Source organism: Methylovulum miyakonense HT12, from assembly GCF_000384075.1.
Taxonomy (GTDB): domain Bacteria; phylum Pseudomonadota; class Gammaproteobacteria; order Methylococcales; family Methylomonadaceae; genus Methylovulum; species Methylovulum miyakonense.
This window is the reverse complement of sequence record NZ_KB913025.1, coordinates 4,575,404-4,593,856: the sequence shown is the minus strand read 5'-3', so window position 1 is coordinate 4,593,856 and position 18,453 is coordinate 4,575,404. Positions and strand designations below refer to the sequence as shown.

Below are 18,453 nucleotides of genomic sequence, written 5' to 3'. Positions count from 1 at the left end.
ATAGTGAATTGTTGGAGTTGGAGTTTTCGGGGGGCATGAAATATCACAAAATCAATGCAGAAGGTGCACATTTATGTTCCAGGTACAGCCCTATTCCACAGGGGATTGCCAAATCCAGAAAATCTGTCCATACAAAGTATAATGACGCCCAACCCTATCTTGTCTTAAAACACCTTATTGATTTATGCCAGCCATAACCACCCAACTCTACCAAATCCTGCAAACTGTCGATTGCCCCGGTGATTTTTATGCCACGGGCAAACTTGAAGCCTTCCCGCCATTGCTCGAAGTCGAAGGGGTAGGGCGGATTGCTTTGCCCTTGTTGCCGCTGCAAATCGAACCTTTAATTGCCGCTGCCGAACGCGCACCGTATGGGCGCGGTCAGGAAACGTTGGTTGACACCGATGTGCGCCGTACCTGGCAAATTGATGCCGGCCGGATCAGTTTGGGCGGCAAACATTGGCAAAGGACGCTGGACTGTATCGTCAGCCGCGCCGCGTTGGGTTTGGGGGTCAATGATCAGATTGACGCGGAACTGTATAAAATGCTGGTCTACGATACGGGCAGTTTTTTCGTCAGCCACCGTGACACCGAAAAAGCTCCCGGCATGTTCGCCACCTTGGTGATTGTCCTGCCGTCCGAATACAGTGGCGGCGAGCTGGTGGTGCGCCACCAGCAACAGGAAGCGAATCTGGATTTACGTTGCATCGACCCTAGCGAAATAGCCTACGCCGCGTTTTACGCCGATTGCCTGCATGAAATTTTGCCCATCACTGCGGGTTGCCGCTTGACCTTGATTTACAACCTCGTGCGCAGCAACAAAAAATTGCCGCTACCCACCCCGCCGGATTACCGTCAGGAGCAACAAACCGTTGCGGCCTTGTTGCGTGATTGGTCGGCACAACTCGATAAAGAAAACGCCGCAGCGGAAATCCCCGAAAAATTGCTTTATCTGCTAGACCACGCCTACACCCAAGCCGAGCTCAGTTTTGCCGCGCTAAAAAACACCGACGCCGCCATCGCCGACGTGCTGGTCGCCGCCGCCGGGTTAGCCGATTGCGACATCCATCTGGCTTTGGTATCAATAGAAGAAAGCGGCAATGCCGAGTACACAGGCAGTGGCAACTATTGGGATGACAGTGATTTGGAAGTGGGCGAAGTGTTTGACCGCACGGAAACCGTCGCCGACTGGCGGCGGCCTGATGGCAGTGCAGCGGATTTGCCCAGGCTGCCTTTTGCCGAAATTGAATGCTGCCCGCCTGAGGCCTTAGAAAATATGGAATTTGACGATGTGCAATTCCAAGAAGCCACAGGCAATGCGGGAGCGTCGTTTGAACGCGCTTACCACGGTGCGGCTTTGGTGGTTTGGCCCCGCAACCGCTATTTGGCGATTATCAACCAAGCGGGTTTCAATGCCGCTTTGCCCGTGTTGCTGGGGTTTTGCGAAGGTTACGAAACCACTGGCGATAACACGCAAAGTTCCAGCGATTGGCAAAATGCCCATCGCTTAGCAGGTTATATGCTGCGTGACGGCTTGCCGCACGTCATGAACAATACTGCCAGTGATAGCCGTCTGCGTGACTATTTGGCTGGCTTATATCGCCTGCAAGACAGCCAGCTCGTCGCCCAATTTTGGTCGGTGTTGGCAGAAAAAGGCATTCACAACAAAAACGATTGCGCCATGATCGTCCAAATTGCCGGATTGTTGCCGTGGCCGTTAGTGGTGAAAGGCTTGGAGAACGCCGTCAGCATCAGTGTTGCCAATAAAGCCCAAACCGCTTGCGCCGCCTTGCTGGCAAATTTTAACTTGGCCTATCCCGATACCGCCCAAGACCTAGCCGCTGCCGCCCGCCTGTTGTTCGGGGCTTTGCCCGGCGATGCGGCGCGTTTCGCCCATCTCAAACCTTGGGAACATGCCCGCATGAGCATCGATGACGGCTTGGTGGCGGATGTGTTGGCAGGGTTCAGCGGCATAGATGCCAGCTTGGCGGACACCGCCTTAGATTATTTCTTGGCGTGGCCTGGCACTTATAAAATGGATGCCATCTTAACGCCTGCCGCCTTAAGCCTGACCGAGGCCGAAGTTAGCGGCAACCTGCCCGTAGCCATCCGTTTACGCCAAGCCGTGGTTGCGCATATCCAACAACGCGTCGCCGAAGACTTGTCCCCGCCCGCCGACAGCCGCAGGGACAGCCAGCTCAACTGCCGTTGCCAAGACTGCACCGAACTGCGCCTGTTTCTCGATAACCCCACGCAAGCGCGTTGGCAGTTTAAAGCGGCTGAAAACAGGCGCGGGCATGTCGAACAGACCATCAAAAGCAACCAGTGCGATGTGGATTGCCGGACGGAAAAGCTCAACCGACCTTATAGCTTGGTCTGCACCAAAAACCAAGCCAGTTACCAACGGCGGGTGGTGCAACGGGAGAAGGATTTAGCTGTTTTGGCGCGGTTGGGGATTTGGGCTGGTGGCTGATATTTTCGCGTTGGATAGCTACCCGAGCCTTTTCCTGGCCCGCAAGACGGCGATACTGAAAAGGGTTGGCTAAAGCAACTGACGGGCCCTAATCCCTTTGATGAAACTTAATATATCTTAAGCGCCATCCAGAACCATATCTTGCCAAACCCTATGCGTGTTTACCTCTCATCCACCTATTATGATTTAGGCGCAATATGGGGTTATGGGCTTTTTCGGCCATCAATATACTTTGGGCAGTCAAGTTTTCGGTTTTTTGATCCAAGAGAGCTACACGCTGACAAGGGCGGTGCTTAACCTACAAAACCGAAGGCTTGACCGTTTAGGGCATGCGTTTTAGTGGGCGTTGTAAGCCCAAAACCCACCCGCAAGCCTCAACCCACTTCCACTAGGCTCGTGGCATAATCTTCCGGTGGCTCAAAGCCCAGCAGCGTGATGCACGTCGCCGCCAGATTGGCAATGCCAGCCCCCGGCACATCAGCCAAACGGGCTTTGGCCGCCCCTGACGGATCGTACACAATCCCGGGCACCGGATTCAATGAATGCGCTGTCTTTGGCTTATATTTGCCGTCCGCATCCAGCACTAGCGCACCGGTTTTTTTATCCAGCTCGCACATGTCGTCCGCGTTGCCATGATCGGCCGAGCAAACCAGGATTCCGCCAGCCTTCTCCAGCGCGCCCATAATCCTGCCCACGCCTTCATCCACGGCTTCAACGGCCAATTTTACCGCGTTCACATCACCCGTATGGCCGACCATGTCGCCATTCGGGAAATTCAGGCGGATAAATTTATACTCCCCGCCTTCAATCGCCTGCACCACCGCATCGGTGATTTCGTCCGCTTTCATCCGCGGCGCATCCTCAAACGGGCAGACATCCGATGGGATTTCTTTCCAGGTTTCGGTCGGAAACTTGCCCGAATTATTGCCGTTGAAAAAATAGGTCATATGGCCAAATTTCTGCGTTTCCGAAATGGCAAATTGTTTTACGCCTGCATTCGAGAGATATTCGCTCATGGTGCGGTCAATCGCCGGTGGCGTCACCAAATACCGCGCAGGAACACCCAGGTCGCCGTCATATTGCATCATGCCCGCATATAGCACGTCAGGTTTCGGGCCGCGGTCAAATTCCTTTAACTCGTCCGCTTCAAAGGCTTTGGTAATTTCCAAGGAGCGGTCGCCGCGGAAGTTAAAGAAAATCACGCTGTCGCCATCCACAATCGGGCCCACGGGCGCCCCGTCGCGTTCAATGACAAACGCGGGCAGGTCCTGATCCAAAACGCCAGGGTTTTCACTGCGGAAGGTTTCCACCGCTTCTTTCATCGAAGCAAACATCCGGCCTTCCGCTTTCACATGCGTCGCCCAACCGCGTTTCACCATATCCCAATTGGCGTCATAGCGGTCCATGGTGATGTTCATGCGCCCGCCACCTGAGGCCACGCAATAATCGACCGTGCCATCCGCATTGATTTCTTCCAAGAAGGCGTCGAAGCGCCCGACATATTCCAGTGCCGATGTCGGGGGGACGTCGCGGCCGTCAATCAGCGCATGGATACGCGCCTTTTTCACGCCTTGTCCTTTCGCTGTCCGTAACATGGATTCCAGATGGTTCAGGTTGGAGTGCACGTTTCCATCCGAGAACAGCCCGATAAAGTGCAGCGTCGAGGATTTGCCATTCACATTAGAGATAAGCTCTTGCCAAACCGAACCGGGCGCATACATGGCGCCCGAAGCTATCGCCTTGCCAACTAACGCCGCTCCCTGTTCAAAAATACGCCCACACCCGATGGCATTATGCCCTACCTCTGAGTTGCCCATATCCCCGTCATCCGGCAACCCAACCGCGACGCCGTGCGCCCGTAACTCCGTATACAAAGCGTTCTCACGCAACCAGTTCAGGTTTGGCGTATTGGCCTGCTTCACATAGTCGCTCTCCGGATTTTTACCAATCCCGACCCCATCCATAATCACCAACACCACTGGGCCTTCCGGACCGGTAAAAGTAACGCTTTTTTTCAGTTCAATCATTTCAATCTCCATCTTAATGTGTATTCTTGTCGAATGTGGCCGCCTATAATCATACAATGCCGTTAAGGAAAATTGTATGCAAGACGCCGCTGCAATTATAAAGGGTAAGGGGGCTGTAAGCCGCTTATCGGCGTTCAATGCTTATGTTGGCGTAGCAAGGGATCCTGCCGATAATAAAGTTGTAGCTGTTGATAAACTTCAGGGAAGTCAGTGTGTAGCGTTTCCGGCGCACAGAAAAAATATTCGCTGGTGACGGCGAAAAATTCGGCGGGGCTGCTTGCGGCATAAGGGTCAATACCGGTGTGGTGGTGATGTTCAATGCGTGTGACCAAGTGTTGGTAGGCGTTGTTTAATGCCTCCGTCCACTTGGGGATGGACATGCCGGCATGTAATGGCGGATAGCCGTTCATGCGCCCATTTAAAAAGTCCAATTTGTGGGCGATTTCATGGATCACTACATTGTGCCCGGGATGGTGGGCTGAGGCATCTTGCCCGACTTCCGCCCATGACACGATCAAAGGGCCACGCGACCAGGACTCACCGACCAATACTTGCTCCTCATGATGGACAACCCCCGCCGCATCCGTTAAGTCCCGGTTAACGCGAAACGCCGAGGGGTAAACGATCACATCAGTCCATCCTGACAAATACTGGAACCCAAGCCCCAGCACGGGCAGGCAGGCTTGCGCTGCGATGGCCACACGCATGGCCGGGCTAAGTTCAAGCCCTTGTGCGCCTACGAAGTGCTTGCCATGCAAAAACAGGGTGCTGAGTTCCCGCAAACGGGTTTTTTCAACGGCGGTCAGGCCTTGTAAAAAAGCCAAGTTTTTGGCCGTCTCCAACCACAGGCCATGGGGGATGGCATGGCGATGGAGGACGTACCGGATCCATGCCCGTTTAAAAATATTCATCGTTGGGTGTCAAGCGATGTTGGTGTTTTTCCTGGTGAAAGGGGCATCCATAAGCCGGGGTTTTTAAGCACGAAGTATTTGGAACAGTTCGTCTTTAAGCGCCAGGCGTTGTTTTTTCAGCGTTTCCAGGTAGTCGTCCGCATGCACTTCCACTTCAATTTCAGAACGGTAAATGGTTTGGCTCAGTTCGTCGTGCTCGTTTAACAATTTGGCAAAATGCGCGTCGTGCATTTTAAGGTCGTGGATGCGGTCATGGAATTCAGGGAACTCGTGGGTCAAATCGTGCTTTTCAGTCAACATATAGGCTCTGGTTAGTGGTAAATGTATAGATATTGGGACGTTTGGTATTTTAACAATATGGACGCTTAATTGCCGTGAAAAATAGGGCTTAGGTTAGGCAAGCGTTTGCAATATGTGCTGGTTTTTTAATCACCCGGCAGCGCTTGGGGTGAATTTACACCGCCTAGCAACTTTAGTTTTGGCATGCTCTGCCCGCCGCCTTTTTATTGTTAAAATAAGCCTGTGGCCCACTGCCTTGCTTATATCCATTGATGGGGCAATTTTGTCAGCGGGCAAGCGGTAAAAAGGCAATAATGCCCGCCTATCATTATCAATGTTAATCAATCCCCCAACGGGGAGGCTACAAACCCAACGGATCGTGATGAAAATATCAAGCTGTGCCGCTTTCCTGCTCGCCGTGCTATTGGCAGCTTGCCAACCTTCACAACTGAACAACCCGTATAGCGATGCCGATACCCAGCAAAGCATCTTATACCAATCTTTTTCCGAACGCCCGAAACATCTCGACCCGGCGGTCGCTTACAGCTCCAATGAATATGCGTTTATCGCGCAGATTTATGAACCGCCGCTGCAATACCATTATTTAAAAAGGCCGTATGAACTTACGCCGCTGACCGCCAGCAAAATGCCGCAAGTGCAATACCTAAACGCCAAGGGCGAAGCCTTGCCCGCCACCGCCGCCGAGCAGGACATCGCCTTCACCGATTATCTGCTTGATTTGCAAGACGGTGTCCGTTACCAGCCCCATCCTGCCTTAGCAAAAAACGCCCACGGCGATTATCTCTACCATCATTTGACCGCCGCCGACATCGCGCCCTTAAATACCTTGAACGACTTGCCTGAAACGGGTTCGCGCGCTCTGTTGGCTGAGGATTATGTTTATCAGATCAAACGTTTGGCGCACCCCAAAAACCAGTCGCCGATCGCCGAAATCATGAAAAACTATATTGTCGGTTTTGCCGAATTTGCCCGGCAAGTCGCCGACAAACCGAAAACCGCGGTCAAAGATCTGTCTATGAGCGGCGTGACCGCCCTTAGCCCCACGCAATACCGTATCCGTATCAAAGGCAAGTACCCGCAATTCAGTTATTGGCTGGCGATGCTGTTCTTCGCCCCCATGCCTTGGGAAGCCGATGTGTTTTATGGGCAAGCGGGCTTGCAGGACAAGAACATCACCCTGGATTGGTTCCCTATCGGTACGGGCGCGTATTATTTGGCGGAAAACAACCCTAACCGGCGGATGATTTTGCAAAAGAACCCGCATTTCCACCCGGAGGCCTACCCAAGTGAAGGCGAGCCTTCTGATCAAGCGAAAGGCTTGTTAATGGATGCCGGAAAGCCATTGCCCTTTATCGGCCAGGCCGTGTTCATGCTGGAAAAAGAAACGATCCCTTACTGGAGCAAATTCCTGCAAGGCTATTTTGATGCGTCCGGCATCGCTTCCGATAATTTCGACCAAGCCGTGCAATTTACGGGCGGCGGCGAGGCTAGGTTGACCGATGCCATGCGCGAAAAAGGGATGCAGTTGGAAACCAGCGTGGAAACGTCCAGTTTTTACATGGGCTTTAACATGCTCGATGCCACGGTTGGCGGCAACACCGACAAAGCCCGCAAACTGCGGCAAGCACTTGCCATCGCCGTGGATTTTGAAGAATTCATCTCGATTTTCCGCAACGGGCGCGGCGTGCCCGCACAAGGCGTGGTGCCGCCAGGGATTTATGGCTTTGCCGACGGGCCAACCGGCATCAACACCGAAGTTTATGAATGGCAAGATAAAAAACCACACCGGAAAAGCCTCGAAGCCGCCAAACAATTGATGTCGGAAGCGGGTTACGCCAACGGCATCGACCCCAAAACCGGACAAGCCCTGATCCTGTATTTTGACACGATGGCGGCAGGTGCCGATGACCGCCCGATGCTGAACTGGTACCGCAAGCAATTCGCCAAACTGGGCATAGAGCTGGTCATCCGCGCCACCGACTACAACCGTTTCCAAGAAAAAATGCGCAACGGCAACGCGCAAATTTTCACTTGGGGCTGGAACGCCGATTATCCAGACCCTGAAAATTTCCTGTTTTTGCTGTACGGGCCGAACTCCAAAGTCAAATTCGGCGGCGAAAATGCCAGCAATTACCAAAACCCCGAATTTGACCGCCTGTTTGAAAAAATGCGCAATATGGACAACAGCGAGGAACGTTACCGGCTGATCCAGCAGCTGCAAGCGCAAGTGCGCCATGATGCGCCGTGGCTGTTTGGTTTCCATCCCAAAAGTTTCGCGCTCTACCATAGCTGGTATAAAAACCTGAAGCCCAACTTGATGGCGAACAACCAGTTGAAATACACGCGGATCAATGCCCAAGAGCGGGCACAAAAACGGGAAGCCTGGAACCGGCCTGTGTTTTGGCCGCTGGGCTTGGCGATGGCGGGGCTGGTGGTGTTGGCGTTGCCTGCCGTTAGGGCTTATCGGCGAAAGTTACAGGGTTAAATTAAAGGCCCAAAAAACTGTTTTTTGGGGTCTTGTGATCCGTTATATAAAAGCTTAAAAATCAATCGCCTAACCAGAAATTATTGAACTGAACACCGCCATGACCCAATACATTATCCGCCGTATCCTTTACGCTTTCCCTATTTTGCTGGGTGTGAACATCCTCACCTTCGTGCTGTTCTTCGTCGTCAACAGTCCTGACGATATGGCGCGCTTACAACTTGGGCAAAAGCATGTCACCCAACAGGCCATAGATAACTGGAAACACCAGCATGGTTACGATTTGCCGCTGTTGTGGGACGGCCACGCTAGCGCCGAAGAAAAGCTGACCCACACGATATTCTTCCAAAAATCCGCCGGACTGTTTGTGTTCAATTTTGGCGTGTCGGACAGCGGCAGGAATATCGGCGCGGACATCCAAGAACGCGCTTTGCCTAGTTTGGCCTTGGCCTTGCCGACCTTGGCCATTGGTTTGGTGGTCAATATCTGTTTGGCATTGATGATGGTGCTGTTCCGTAGCAGTTATTTGGAACAGGCGGGCATGGTGTTGTGCGTGCTGCTGATGTCGGTGTCGTCGTTGTTTTATATTATCGGCGGGCAGTTTTTTGCCGGGAAATTATTGAAACTGGTGCCGATTTCCGGTTATGACGATGGCTTTGCCGCCTTTAAGTTTTTGGTTTTGCCGATAGCCATCGGCGTTTTTTCCGGCATCGGTTCGGGTGTGCGTTGGTACCGCACCCTGTTTTTGGAAGAAGTCGGTAAAGATTACGTCCGCACCGCCCGTGCGAAAGGCTTGACCGAAACGGCGGCGCTGTTCCGGCATGTGCTCCCCAATGCGATGATCCCGATTTTGACGGGGGTTGTGGTGGTGTTGCCCTCGTTGTTTATGGGCAGCCTGATTATGGAATCGTTCTTCAGCATCCCGGGCCTGGGCAGCTACACGATTGATGCGATCAATAGCCAAGATTTTGCGATTGTCCGCGCGATGGTGTTTCTGGGGTCGGTGTTGTATGTGCTGGGGCTGTTGTTGACGGATATTTCTTATACGCTGGTTGACCCTAGGGTCCGCTTGTCGTGAGGTAAGGCAATCACTCGGCTGGGTAGGGTCAGGGCTCTGTCCTTAATGTTTTGGCATGCTAGTGATCACATTAAACTTTGGGATATGTCGCCCAGTGCCTATTGGTTTGGGCAAACTGTTCCGGCCGCCTGAGCTTGCGTCACTCCGGCCTTTCAATGTTGGCCGGCTGTTGGTGAAGTGGAACCGTTTTATAAAGAGAGGCCTATGATGGCGCAACGTATTCTAGTAATCGAGGACGAACCTGCCATCGCAGAAACAACGCTCTATGCGCTTGGCACGGAAGGTTTTGAAGCCGTTTGGGCGGCGACCGGGCAGGCCGCGTTGGCTATGCTGCAAAGCCAGCGTTTTGATTTGGCGGTGTTGGATGTGGGCTTGCCGGACGTCAATGGTTTTGATCTGTTCCGGCAAATTGGGCCGCAGTTGCCGGTGATTTTTCTTACCGCCCGTTCGGGCGAGATAGACCGTATTGTGGGCTTGGAGTTAGGCGCGGACGATTATGTCGCCAAGCCGTTCAGCCCGCGCGAATTGTGCGCTAGGGTACGCACGGTCCTGCGCCGCGTGAACAAGCCGCAAGCCGTTTCGCTGACGCCAACGGCCAGCCCGCTTTCCCGTGTTTTTCAAGTGGACGAGGAACGTAAACGTATTTGCTTCCTGGGTGTCGCCCTTGAATTGTCACGGACTGAATACCGCTTGCTCAAAGTGCTGGTGGGCAAGCCTGGCCGGGTGTTTACCCGTGAAGAGTTGATGGATAAGGCATGGGAACATCCTGAGGTAAGCTTGGAGCGCACCGTGGATGCCCATATCAAAATGCTCCGGGCCAAACTGCGTGCGGTACAGGCGGAGCCAGACCCTATTATCACGCATCGCGGCCTTGGCTACTCGCTACGCGAATGAGTAAGCGCAACCGGATTTTTTTGGGCATCCTGCTGCTCTTCACGTCGGGGGTGGGCGTTTTGCTTTATACGGTGGCGGAAGGGTTGGACACCCGTTACCGCGAATCCGCAGAAGAAACCTTGGTTGATACGGCTTACCTGCTGTCCGCATGGTTGGAAACCGACAGTTCCGGGGCATTTATTGATGCAAGCCGGATGGATTTGGCGTTCGGGAAGGTTTACAAACGGACGTTTACAGCCCAGATTTATGCCATCACCAAGCATCGTGTCGATCTGCGGGTTTATGTCACCGATGCTAACGGCATTGTGGTGTTTGACTCCCTCCATCAAGACACAGGGCGGGACTTCCGTTCTTGGCGCGATGTCAGTAAGGCGTTGGCGGGCCAATATGGCGCCAGGACGACCCCCGCTGATCCGGAAAACCCACAAAGCGCCGTCATGTATGTCTCCGTCCCTGTCACCATCAACAATAAGATTGCCGGTGTAGTCAGTGTCGGCAAGGCCGTCGCCTCGCAGCAGGAACTGGTGGCGACGGCCAGGCAGAAGCTGGTTTTAGTCGGAGTGATAACGGTCATCGCCTTTTTGTTCATGCTGGTCATTGTTTCTATTTGGTTGACTAGCCCCACCCGGCTTATGCGCGACCTGATCCAGGTATTTAAGCAGGAGAGGCTTTCCCGGCCCGGACGGATGCTGCGCCGTTTCCGGGCTGTGTTAAAAGGCGCTTTTTTTGACATGCGTGACGCAATGGCCGGGCGCAGTTACACTGAAGAATATATCCAAGCGTTGACGCATGAACTGAAAAGCCCGTTGACCGCCATACGCGGGGCCGCCGAATTGCTGCGCGAGCCCATGCCGGACGCACAGCGGGCGCGGTTTGCCGAAACTATTGGTACGCAGGTGCAGCGCCTGCAGGATCTTGCTGACCGTTTGTTGGAGCTTGCCAGCCTTGAAAAACGCCATAGCCTTGATGACCCGCAGGCCGTCCGTCTCAATGGGCTTGCCAAAGAGGTGTTGCAGGGGCTGGAGTTGCGGGCAAGACCCAAAAAAATCACTTTTGCCCTTGACACGGAGAGTGAAGTGTCCGTGCTTGGGGACAGTTTCCTGCTGCAACGCGCCCTTACCAATCTCATTGAAAATGCCATTGATTTTTCACCAACCGGGGGGGAAATTAGGCTGGCCTTGATGTGTGCGGGTAAGTTGTGCCAACTCCAAGTGCTGGATAGGGGGCCGGGTATCCCTGAGTATGCGCTGGACCGGATTTTTGAGAAGTTTTATTCCTTGCGGCGTCCTGATTCTGGCCAAAAAAGCACGGGGCTAGGTTTGCCGTTTGTGCGTGAGATAGCCCATCTGCACGGCGGCGAGGTTGTGCTGGCAAACCATGCGGAGGGGGGAGCCATCGCAACCTTGACCCTTCCTTTCACCCGCTGTGCACACCTGCCGTAATGGCTTAAGCAGAAACTTCACACCAATTTCACATAAATTTCTTCTCCGCTTCCCAAGAAACCCCCATCACATCTGTATCCTCCTTTCCGTGCAAACCCTGCACCCATTGACAAAGGAGCGGAACATGAACACCCTTAAAATTCGCCGGCTATTGCTGGCATCAACTGTCATCTTGAATTTTCTTTTGGCGCCATTAACGGCTGGTGCGGAAGTGGATGTTGAAGACGGCAAAACCCTATCCCCTTATTTTTTTGTGCAAAGCGATGACCCGGATACGGATCGCTTGCCGCTTAAATCCACCGACGTAAACGTGAAAATCACTGGCGTGATTGCCGATGTGACAGTGGCGCAACATTACCGCAATGAAGGGAAGCGGCCTTTGGAAGCCCGCTATGTGTTTCCGGCATCCAGTCATGCGGCGGTTTATGCGATGCAGATGCATGTTGGCAAGCGCGTGCTCGAAGCTAAAATCCGCGGGAAGCAACAGGCGCGTGCCGAGTACGAAGCGGCAAAATCCGCAGGCAAAAGCGCGTCTTTGCTGGAGCAGGAACGCCCTAATGTATTCCAAATGAATGTGGCGAATGTGTTGCCAGGTGATGATATTGCCGTCGTGTTGCATTACACAGAAACCATTGTGCCCACTGAGGGGACATACCAGTTTGTCTATCCGGCGGTGGTGGGGCCGCGTTACAACGGCCCGGCGGGCAGCGGCAGCGGCGTCAAAGGGCAATGGGTGCAAACGCCTTATTTGCCAAGCGCTGTTGCGCCAACCTCCACCTTCGCCATCAAAGTTGATTTGGTGTCACCGATTCCGCTGCAAACCATTGCCAGCAGCACGCACGATGTTGACATTAAAAAACCGGGCCGCAGGCATGCGGTATTAGATTTGCCGGCCAGCACCCGTAACGGCAACCGTGATTTTATGCTCGATTACCGCCTGGCTGGCAAAACCATCCAAACTGGCACCTTGCTGTATCGGGGCGAAGACGAAAGTTTTTTCATGACCATGATAGAACCGCCAGCACGCGTGACGGCTGACGCGGTTGTTCCGCGTGAATATGTTTTTATCGTTGACGTGTCCGGTTCTATGAACGGTTTTCCGTTGGCAACCGCCAAGACTTTGTTACGTAATTTAGTGGGCAATTTGCGCCCAATCGACACGTTTAACGTGATGCTGTTTTCCGGCAATAACAGAGTGCTTGCTCCGCAATCATTACCCGCCAACCAAGCCAACATCGACCAAGCCATGGCCGTTATCAACCAACAGTCCGGTGGTGGCGGTACCGAGCTGTTGCCTGCGTTGCGGACAGCTTTGGCAATGGATAAGGCCGATCAGCGTTCGCGTAATTTTGTGGTGATCACCGATGGTTATGTCACGGTGGAGAAGGAAGCCTTCGACCTGATCCGCAACAACCTAAACAAGGCCAATGTGTTTGCGTTTGGCATAGGCTCGTCAGTCAACCGCTTTTTGATGGAGGGCCTTGCCCATGCCGGGCAAGGCGAGGCGTTTATTGTCACCAATGGGGAAGAAGCCAAAACGGCGGCGGCGACGTTTAAAAGCTATATCGAAAGCCCGGTTTGGACGCATTTGGGCTTGGATATCCAAGGCTTGGATGCTTACGATGTGTTGCCCGCCAGATTGCCGGATTTGTTTGCCGGGCGCCCGCTGGTGATTATCGGCAAATGGCGTGGCAGCGAAGAGGGCGAAATTAGCGTATCGGGCATTACTAGCATGGGCAAAATCCGCCAGACCGTAACGGTAGGCGACGGCATCATTTCCGAAAATGCCGTGGCTTTACGCTACTTATGGGCACGCGGCCGGATTGCCGAGTTAGGGGATTACAGCAAGCTGATGGGTGGCGTGGATGATGATGCAATCCGCCAAATCACCAGTTTGGGCTTGAAATATAACTTGCTGACCGATTACACCTCGTTTATTGCCATAGACACTACCGTCAGGACTCGTAGGGAGGGCGGCACCGTCGACCAGCCTAGCCCCTTGCCGCAAGGTGTCAGCGAATTGGCGGTTGGCGCAGAAGTGCCCAGTACCCCGGAACCTGAGTTCTACGCCATGATGGCAATGGCGGTAGGTGTGGGCGCTTGGTTGCGGCACAGGGGAAAAGCCCATGGTTGCTAAACGCTATTGGATGGTTGCCCTGCTGTTGGCTATCAGTCTGTCGGCCTCATGGACGCATTGGCTGTGGATGGTGCGCCGTGCCAATGATGGTTCTGATGACCCTTGGGGGATAGTGGCTTTAATGACGATAGTTGCGCTGGTTTGGATGGACAGGCGGACGTTACGTTTGCCAAGCCAACGGACGTTACTGGCCACCGCGATGTTGACGGGGGGTGCAAACGTCAGTTGGGGGATGTCGCCTCCCATCCTTTCGGCCGCGTTGGCTTTGCTAGGGGTCGCCGGGCTGGTCAGTGGCCTATTGCCGGGGCGGCGGCCAGTGCTGCCGTTGCTGATGTTGTCAATGTTGGCATTGCCTGTGGTTGCCTCGCTTAATTTTTATCTGGGCTACCCGCTACGTTGGTTCTGCGCCCAAGCCGCCACCCAAGCGTTATCCCTGCTTGGGTTGGACGTGACACCGCAAGGAGCCAGTTTGCTGTGGAACGGCCAGCCGATATTGATAGACGCCCCCTGTGCAGGTATCGCCATGCTTTGGATAGGCTTTTATTTGGCCGCCCTGTTTTCGTACATCAATTCAGCCAGCGCTGCCAGGAGTGGGGCAACGCTGGCCATGGCGACCGTGATCGTGGTCATGGCTAATGTGTTGCGTAACACGCTGTTGTTTTATAAGGAAGCCGGGATCGTGCAATTGCCGCATTGGACGCATGAAGCCATAGGCTTGTTGATATTCGGGCTGATCGTGCCGGTGATTTATAAATCTGCCGCCCTGGGTAAATCAGGTGGATCCCATGAAAACCGTTAACCTGGCGCCGTGGTTGTTTTGTGTATTTATGCTGGGTTGTGCGGTGCGCCTTTGGTTATTCCCCTATCCAGATACCTTGACCCAGTACGGGGTTGCCGTTGAACAGGACTGGGCCTTTGAACGCTGGAGCGGGGGCAAAAAAACGGTGTACCCATTGCCGCTAACAACGGTCGAGCAACGCTTTGCCAACGGGTTTCCTGGTGAAATCGGGCGCTTTAGCGACGGTGAAACCGTTTGGGTGGTGCGCCATATTGCCCGTCCGACCCGGCTATTGCATCCGGCGGCAGATTGTTATCGTGGTTTGGGTTACCAAATCAGTGCCCCACGGGTGGTGAGGCAGGCAAGTAACATCCGCTGGCAGTGCTTTATCGCCGAACGCGGACGTAAGCTTAAGCTGCAAGTGTGCGAACGGATTTTTGATGATAAACACTCCCAATGGACGGATGTTTCCGCGTGGTATTGGGAAAGTTTGTTCCAGCCAGGGTCACGCCAGTGGTGGGCTGTCACCCAGGTGACACCAGCGGCCTAGTGCACATGGCCTGGCGGTCAGCCACGAGGGGCCGGGCTTTCCGCTTTATTGAGGCAAACCGGACGCTGGTAACGCAAGGTAATGAATTAAGGCGGCGGGTGTTTGCCATGCTAAAATTGCCCGGCAAGTGGCCGGTATGCAGGACATGATGCATTAGTTCAAGTTTCATACCGGAAATCCGAAATTTTCGCGCGCACAGACACGCGATTAAGCCTAAGGGGCTTCCTAATGAAAAATATCGCTGCCATACTTCTTTCCCTATTTGTTGGCTTAGGGGTGGTGCGCACTGATGCCGCGGTTATCCCGGCAGTGGAAACCGCAAACGGGACGGCAGTCGATTGGCGTAATTTCGTAGGCGCCAACCAAAGTGCGAGTGTCGGCTGGTCGTTCGTGGTCGGCCCGCAAAATCTGGAACTTGATGCCCTGGGTTTATATGATCAAGGCGGGATTGGCTTGCAAGATTCCCATGCTGTCGGCATCTGGGCCAGCTCGGGTTCGCTGCTCGCGCAGACCACTATCCCGTCAGGGTCGGCAGGCCCCTTGATAGGAAGCTACCGTTACGTATCAGTCGCCCCCCTCATGCTTCTGGCAGGCCATACCTATATTGTCGGAGCCTACTTTGGCCCGGTTGCAGATATTTGCGGTGGCGCTTGTGGTGATTCCCTCTTGGTTTTCGGCGAAGAAACCTACGCGCCTGGCATCACGTTCAGCCAATCGCTCCTGAGAGAATCCATAGTGGGGGGAGGAGTTCTTGCCTTTCCGAACTTGAACGCCGGCATCCCCGAAGGCGTGTTCGGGCCGAACTTCCTGCTGGCGGCTGGCCAGACAGCCCTGCCGGAACCTTCCTCCCTAGGGTTGATGGGTATAGGCATCGGTGTTTTGCTTACCGGTGGTTTACGCCGAAGCCGTCCCTGCTTTTAGCAAGTGGTAAGACGGGCTTAATCAAGGATAGGAGGAAAACGCTGGGCGACGGAAATCAGTGGAGGATAAGGCGCTTGCTGTTAAAAATTTCCAAGGCCACTTCATACAAACGCAAGTCTAGGCTATTCCTTTCTTTTGCCAACAGGAGTTCGGCATCGGAGAATTGGCTTTCGTCAAACTCGTATCTGAGCGGCTCAGTGCCAGTGAATAATGCCCGGTCGTAATCCATCGCCGCACACAGAAGGTCGTAAGATTCGGCAGGTTGTTCATTGATGCCAATATAGACAAAACGGCTTTTTAAGTTACTGATTGCGGTCAACAGCATCTGTTCGGTACATTTCCCAAACGGGGTGGCAAAGCTTCCCGACAGCATGCGGGTGAAATAATTATCCAACACCCTATGCCCGGCTTTAAAAACGTCCCTGATGGTGAGGGACTGCCCTTTGTGGGCGGCGGCCAGCCTCAATTCCGAGGCGTGGAAACAAACACGCGGTATTGGATGCCGCAACCAAATCAAATAGTCCGCCTGCATCCCCGCTTTTTTATCGCTACCAAACGGGAAGGTGCCATAAATTAGCTGCCTTTTGAGATAGCTTTCCGGGTAAGCCTTCAAGGCGACAATTTTGTCTTCACCGGGGCCGGCATGCAATATGTTGCCGTGTGCCGCCATTTTTAAATATATCCGCAAATCATAAGTGACGCTGTAGGACGGCTCGACAAATAGCCGTATCGACGGATGGGTGGCGTGGCCCAATAGGGATGCCAGGCGTTTTTTAATAAATTGGTAAAACAACTCCTTGTCAATTGAATAATTTAAAAAATCATGGCGGGTGGCGTCTTGGTCTTGTTGGTCGCTGATATGCTCTTTGGGGAACAGATAAACATGAGGGTTAGGATGTATGTGCATCCCATGGCGTAGGGCGACATTGGAAAATGATTGGCTCAAATGGCAAAAACCGGGTTTGCGTAAAAACCGGGAAATATGTTGCGAACCCGTAGAGAAATTGCTGATAAAAAAATCCGCGAGGTTACCGACCACCAGTTTGGTGTTGCTGGTTTCGCCAACCACTGAAACATGATGGATAGGGGTATCCAGCAAGTCCAGGATGTTGCGGACAACCTGGTGGTCTTTCGCCGCTTCTTTTAAGGATGCGGCCGAGGCGGTATGCGGCATCGTCCAACCGTCAAAGATCACCCCTAACTTAGGGTAGTGTTGCGCCAGCCCGTTGATGATATGGGCGTAGCCTTCGGTTTGCTCCAGCCAGCAACGTTTCTGGCCTTCCACGCCGATCCAGACGACAGGGTAACAATCCGCTATTTGCGAGGCTTTTGCCAACGCGGTGGGGGAGGGCGATTGCAGGGCTTTCTCGACCAAATAGTTATCGGCAACTTCATAAGCAAAGCTGTCGCTAAGATGCCGTTGCCTCCCGACAAGGGTAAACCATTTGTTGTCATTGACGGCGAGCTTGTCGATGGCATCGGGGTCAAGCACCTGGCCTTTGCGGTAACCGAACAATAGGCCGACATCGTTAAAATCATGGTTATTGCGCATGATAATCGTGGGGAGCTTATCAAGCAGCGATGGCTGGCTGGCGAGCTCATAAAGTGACGGCCAGACATCATAGTAAAAATGGTAAGGCCTGCTGTGGGACGCGATGGCACCGGCAAACGTATTGGCGGATGTTGCGTAAATCACCGTTTGCGCGAAGTGTTTGAGCAGCTTTTCTTGCAGGCGTTGGGCATGGGTTTCGTTGATATGGGAAAAATTTAATAGCAGGTTGTTGGCCGGAAAATATAAGGCGTCTGCCGAAGACAACAGTTGCACCAGGAAAAACGTGTGCCCGCCGTCGGTGAAACGTAAACAATTAAGGTCGGGTGGGGCTTCATAACTTTCCTGGCAAAACGCCCGGTTTCCAGAAAATGGGCTGGGCAAGCTAAGCAAGCCGCTTAATGCGTTTTCCACTAAATTGATGGCAAAATCCTTATGCCGGCACTCCGAAACCAACAACTGCAAATCACCGCTGATGTCAGGCCCCAATACCGTGGGCAAGGCTGAAATGTGCACGTTATGGGCTTTGTTTAAAAGGTTAAGCCCGTGTTCTTGCGCCAAGCCAAAAAGTGTTGCAGGCGCCTCCAAATGCTTTTCAGAAATCTTGCCATACTGGTTGGTAAAAAAATAAAACAAGGCTTCAACCGCCGTGTCCACGGCATCTTTTATACTGCCAAAAGTATTTTCAATGCCCGGGACGTCAAGGTCTAACCCGGCTAAAGAATCTAAACTGGAGTTCAGGAAAAAGGCGGCTTTGAACATGGGTAAGCGGGTTGCATAGGCGGGATTGTGGCTAATTTCCACGCCTGTCAGTAATTGTTCGTTGATTATTTGCCAATTGGGTTTCAATGCACACTCCCTATGAAACGGAATCTTTTGGGTATTGTCAGCAGCGCTGAAAATTAACG

13 protein-coding genes are annotated in these 18,453 nt (G+C 53.3%); 9 read left to right on the top strand and 4 right to left on the bottom strand.

Annotated features, from left to right (window positions below; all coding sequences use genetic code 11):
* The first annotated feature begins 184 nt into the window (after positions 1-184).
* The gene (locus tag METMI_RS0122340) at positions 185-2,473 is read left to right on the top strand and encodes a 2OG-Fe(II) oxygenase (RefSeq protein ID WP_019868528.1); all 2,289 of its coding nucleotides are present in this window, start codon (positions 185-187) and stop codon (positions 2,471-2,473) included.
* 374 nt (positions 2,474-2,847) lie between these two features.
* Here the strand turns inward: METMI_RS0122340 and gpmI are convergent, their stop codons facing one another.
* The 3 genes from gpmI to METMI_RS0122320 form a co-directional block, all read right to left on the bottom strand.
* Positions 2,848-4,500 carry a 2,3-bisphosphoglycerate-independent phosphoglycerate mutase gene (gene gpmI / locus METMI_RS0122330; RefSeq protein WP_019868526.1) on the bottom strand — a complete coding sequence of 551 codons (1,653 nt, stop codon included), beginning with the start codon at positions 4,498-4,500 and terminating at the stop codon, positions 2,848-2,850.
* Positions 4,501-4,634: 134 nt separating this feature from the next.
* Complete coding sequence (locus METMI_RS0122325; RefSeq protein WP_019868525.1) at positions 4,635-5,411, bottom strand: M90 family metallopeptidase; 777 nt, start codon at positions 5,409-5,411, stop codon at positions 4,635-4,637.
* A 63-nt stretch (positions 5,412-5,474) separates the two neighbouring features.
* The gene (locus METMI_RS0122320) at positions 5,475-5,711 is read right to left on the bottom strand and encodes a YdcH family protein (RefSeq protein WP_019868524.1); all 237 of its coding nucleotides are present in this window, start codon (positions 5,709-5,711) and stop codon (positions 5,475-5,477) included.
* A gap of 361 nt (positions 5,712-6,072) precedes the next feature.
* On the opposite strand from METMI_RS0122320, the gene METMI_RS0122315 reads away from it, so the two are divergent.
* From METMI_RS0122315 to METMI_RS0122280, 8 genes are all read left to right on the top strand, one after another.
* A complete protein-coding gene (locus METMI_RS0122315; RefSeq protein WP_040573330.1) occupies positions 6,073-8,196 on the top strand; it encodes an ABC transporter substrate-binding protein in 2,124 nt (707 codons plus the stop codon).
* 100 nt (positions 8,197-8,296) lie between these two features.
* Positions 8,297-9,274, top strand: a complete 978-nt coding sequence (locus METMI_RS0122310; RefSeq protein WP_019868522.1) for an ABC transporter permease — start codon at positions 8,297-8,299, stop codon at positions 9,272-9,274.
* 204 nt (positions 9,275-9,478) lie between these two features.
* Positions 9,479-10,168 carry a two-component system response regulator CreB gene (creB, locus tag METMI_RS0122305; protein ID WP_198007960.1) on the top strand — a complete coding sequence of 230 codons (690 nt, stop codon included), beginning with the start codon at positions 9,479-9,481 and terminating at the stop codon, positions 10,166-10,168.
* The gene (gene creC / locus METMI_RS0122300; protein ID WP_019868520.1) at positions 10,165-11,610 is read left to right on the top strand and encodes a two-component system sensor histidine kinase CreC; all 1,446 of its coding nucleotides are present in this window, start codon (positions 10,165-10,167) and stop codon (positions 11,608-11,610) included. Before creB ends, creC begins: the two co-directional genes overlap by 4 nt.
* A 124-nt stretch (positions 11,611-11,734) precedes the next feature.
* Positions 11,735-13,747, top strand: a complete 2,013-nt coding sequence (locus METMI_RS25060; RefSeq protein ID WP_019868519.1) for a VIT and vWA domain-containing protein — start codon at positions 11,735-11,737, stop codon at positions 13,745-13,747.
* A complete protein-coding gene (locus METMI_RS0122290; protein ID WP_019868518.1) occupies positions 13,737-14,546 on the top strand; it encodes an archaeosortase/exosortase family protein in 810 nt (269 codons plus the stop codon). Before METMI_RS25060 ends, METMI_RS0122290 begins: the two co-directional genes overlap by 11 nt.
* Positions 14,533-15,075 carry a hypothetical protein gene (locus METMI_RS0122285; protein WP_019868517.1) on the top strand — a complete coding sequence of 181 codons (543 nt, stop codon included), beginning with the start codon at positions 14,533-14,535 and terminating at the stop codon, positions 15,073-15,075. The genes METMI_RS0122290 and METMI_RS0122285 overlap by 14 nt, the downstream gene beginning before the upstream one ends.
* A 228-nt stretch (positions 15,076-15,303) precedes the next feature.
* A complete protein-coding gene (locus METMI_RS0122280; RefSeq protein ID WP_019868516.1) occupies positions 15,304-15,996 on the top strand; it encodes a PEP-CTERM sorting domain-containing protein in 693 nt (230 codons plus the stop codon).
* A gap of 55 nt (positions 15,997-16,051) precedes the next feature.
* Here METMI_RS0122280 and METMI_RS0122275 read toward each other — a convergent pair whose 3' ends face one another.
* Positions 16,052-18,394: a hypothetical protein gene (locus tag METMI_RS0122275; protein ID WP_019868515.1), complete on the bottom strand. Its 2,343-nt coding sequence runs from the start codon at positions 18,392-18,394 to the stop codon at positions 16,052-16,054.
* Positions 18,395-18,453 lie beyond the last annotated feature (59 nt).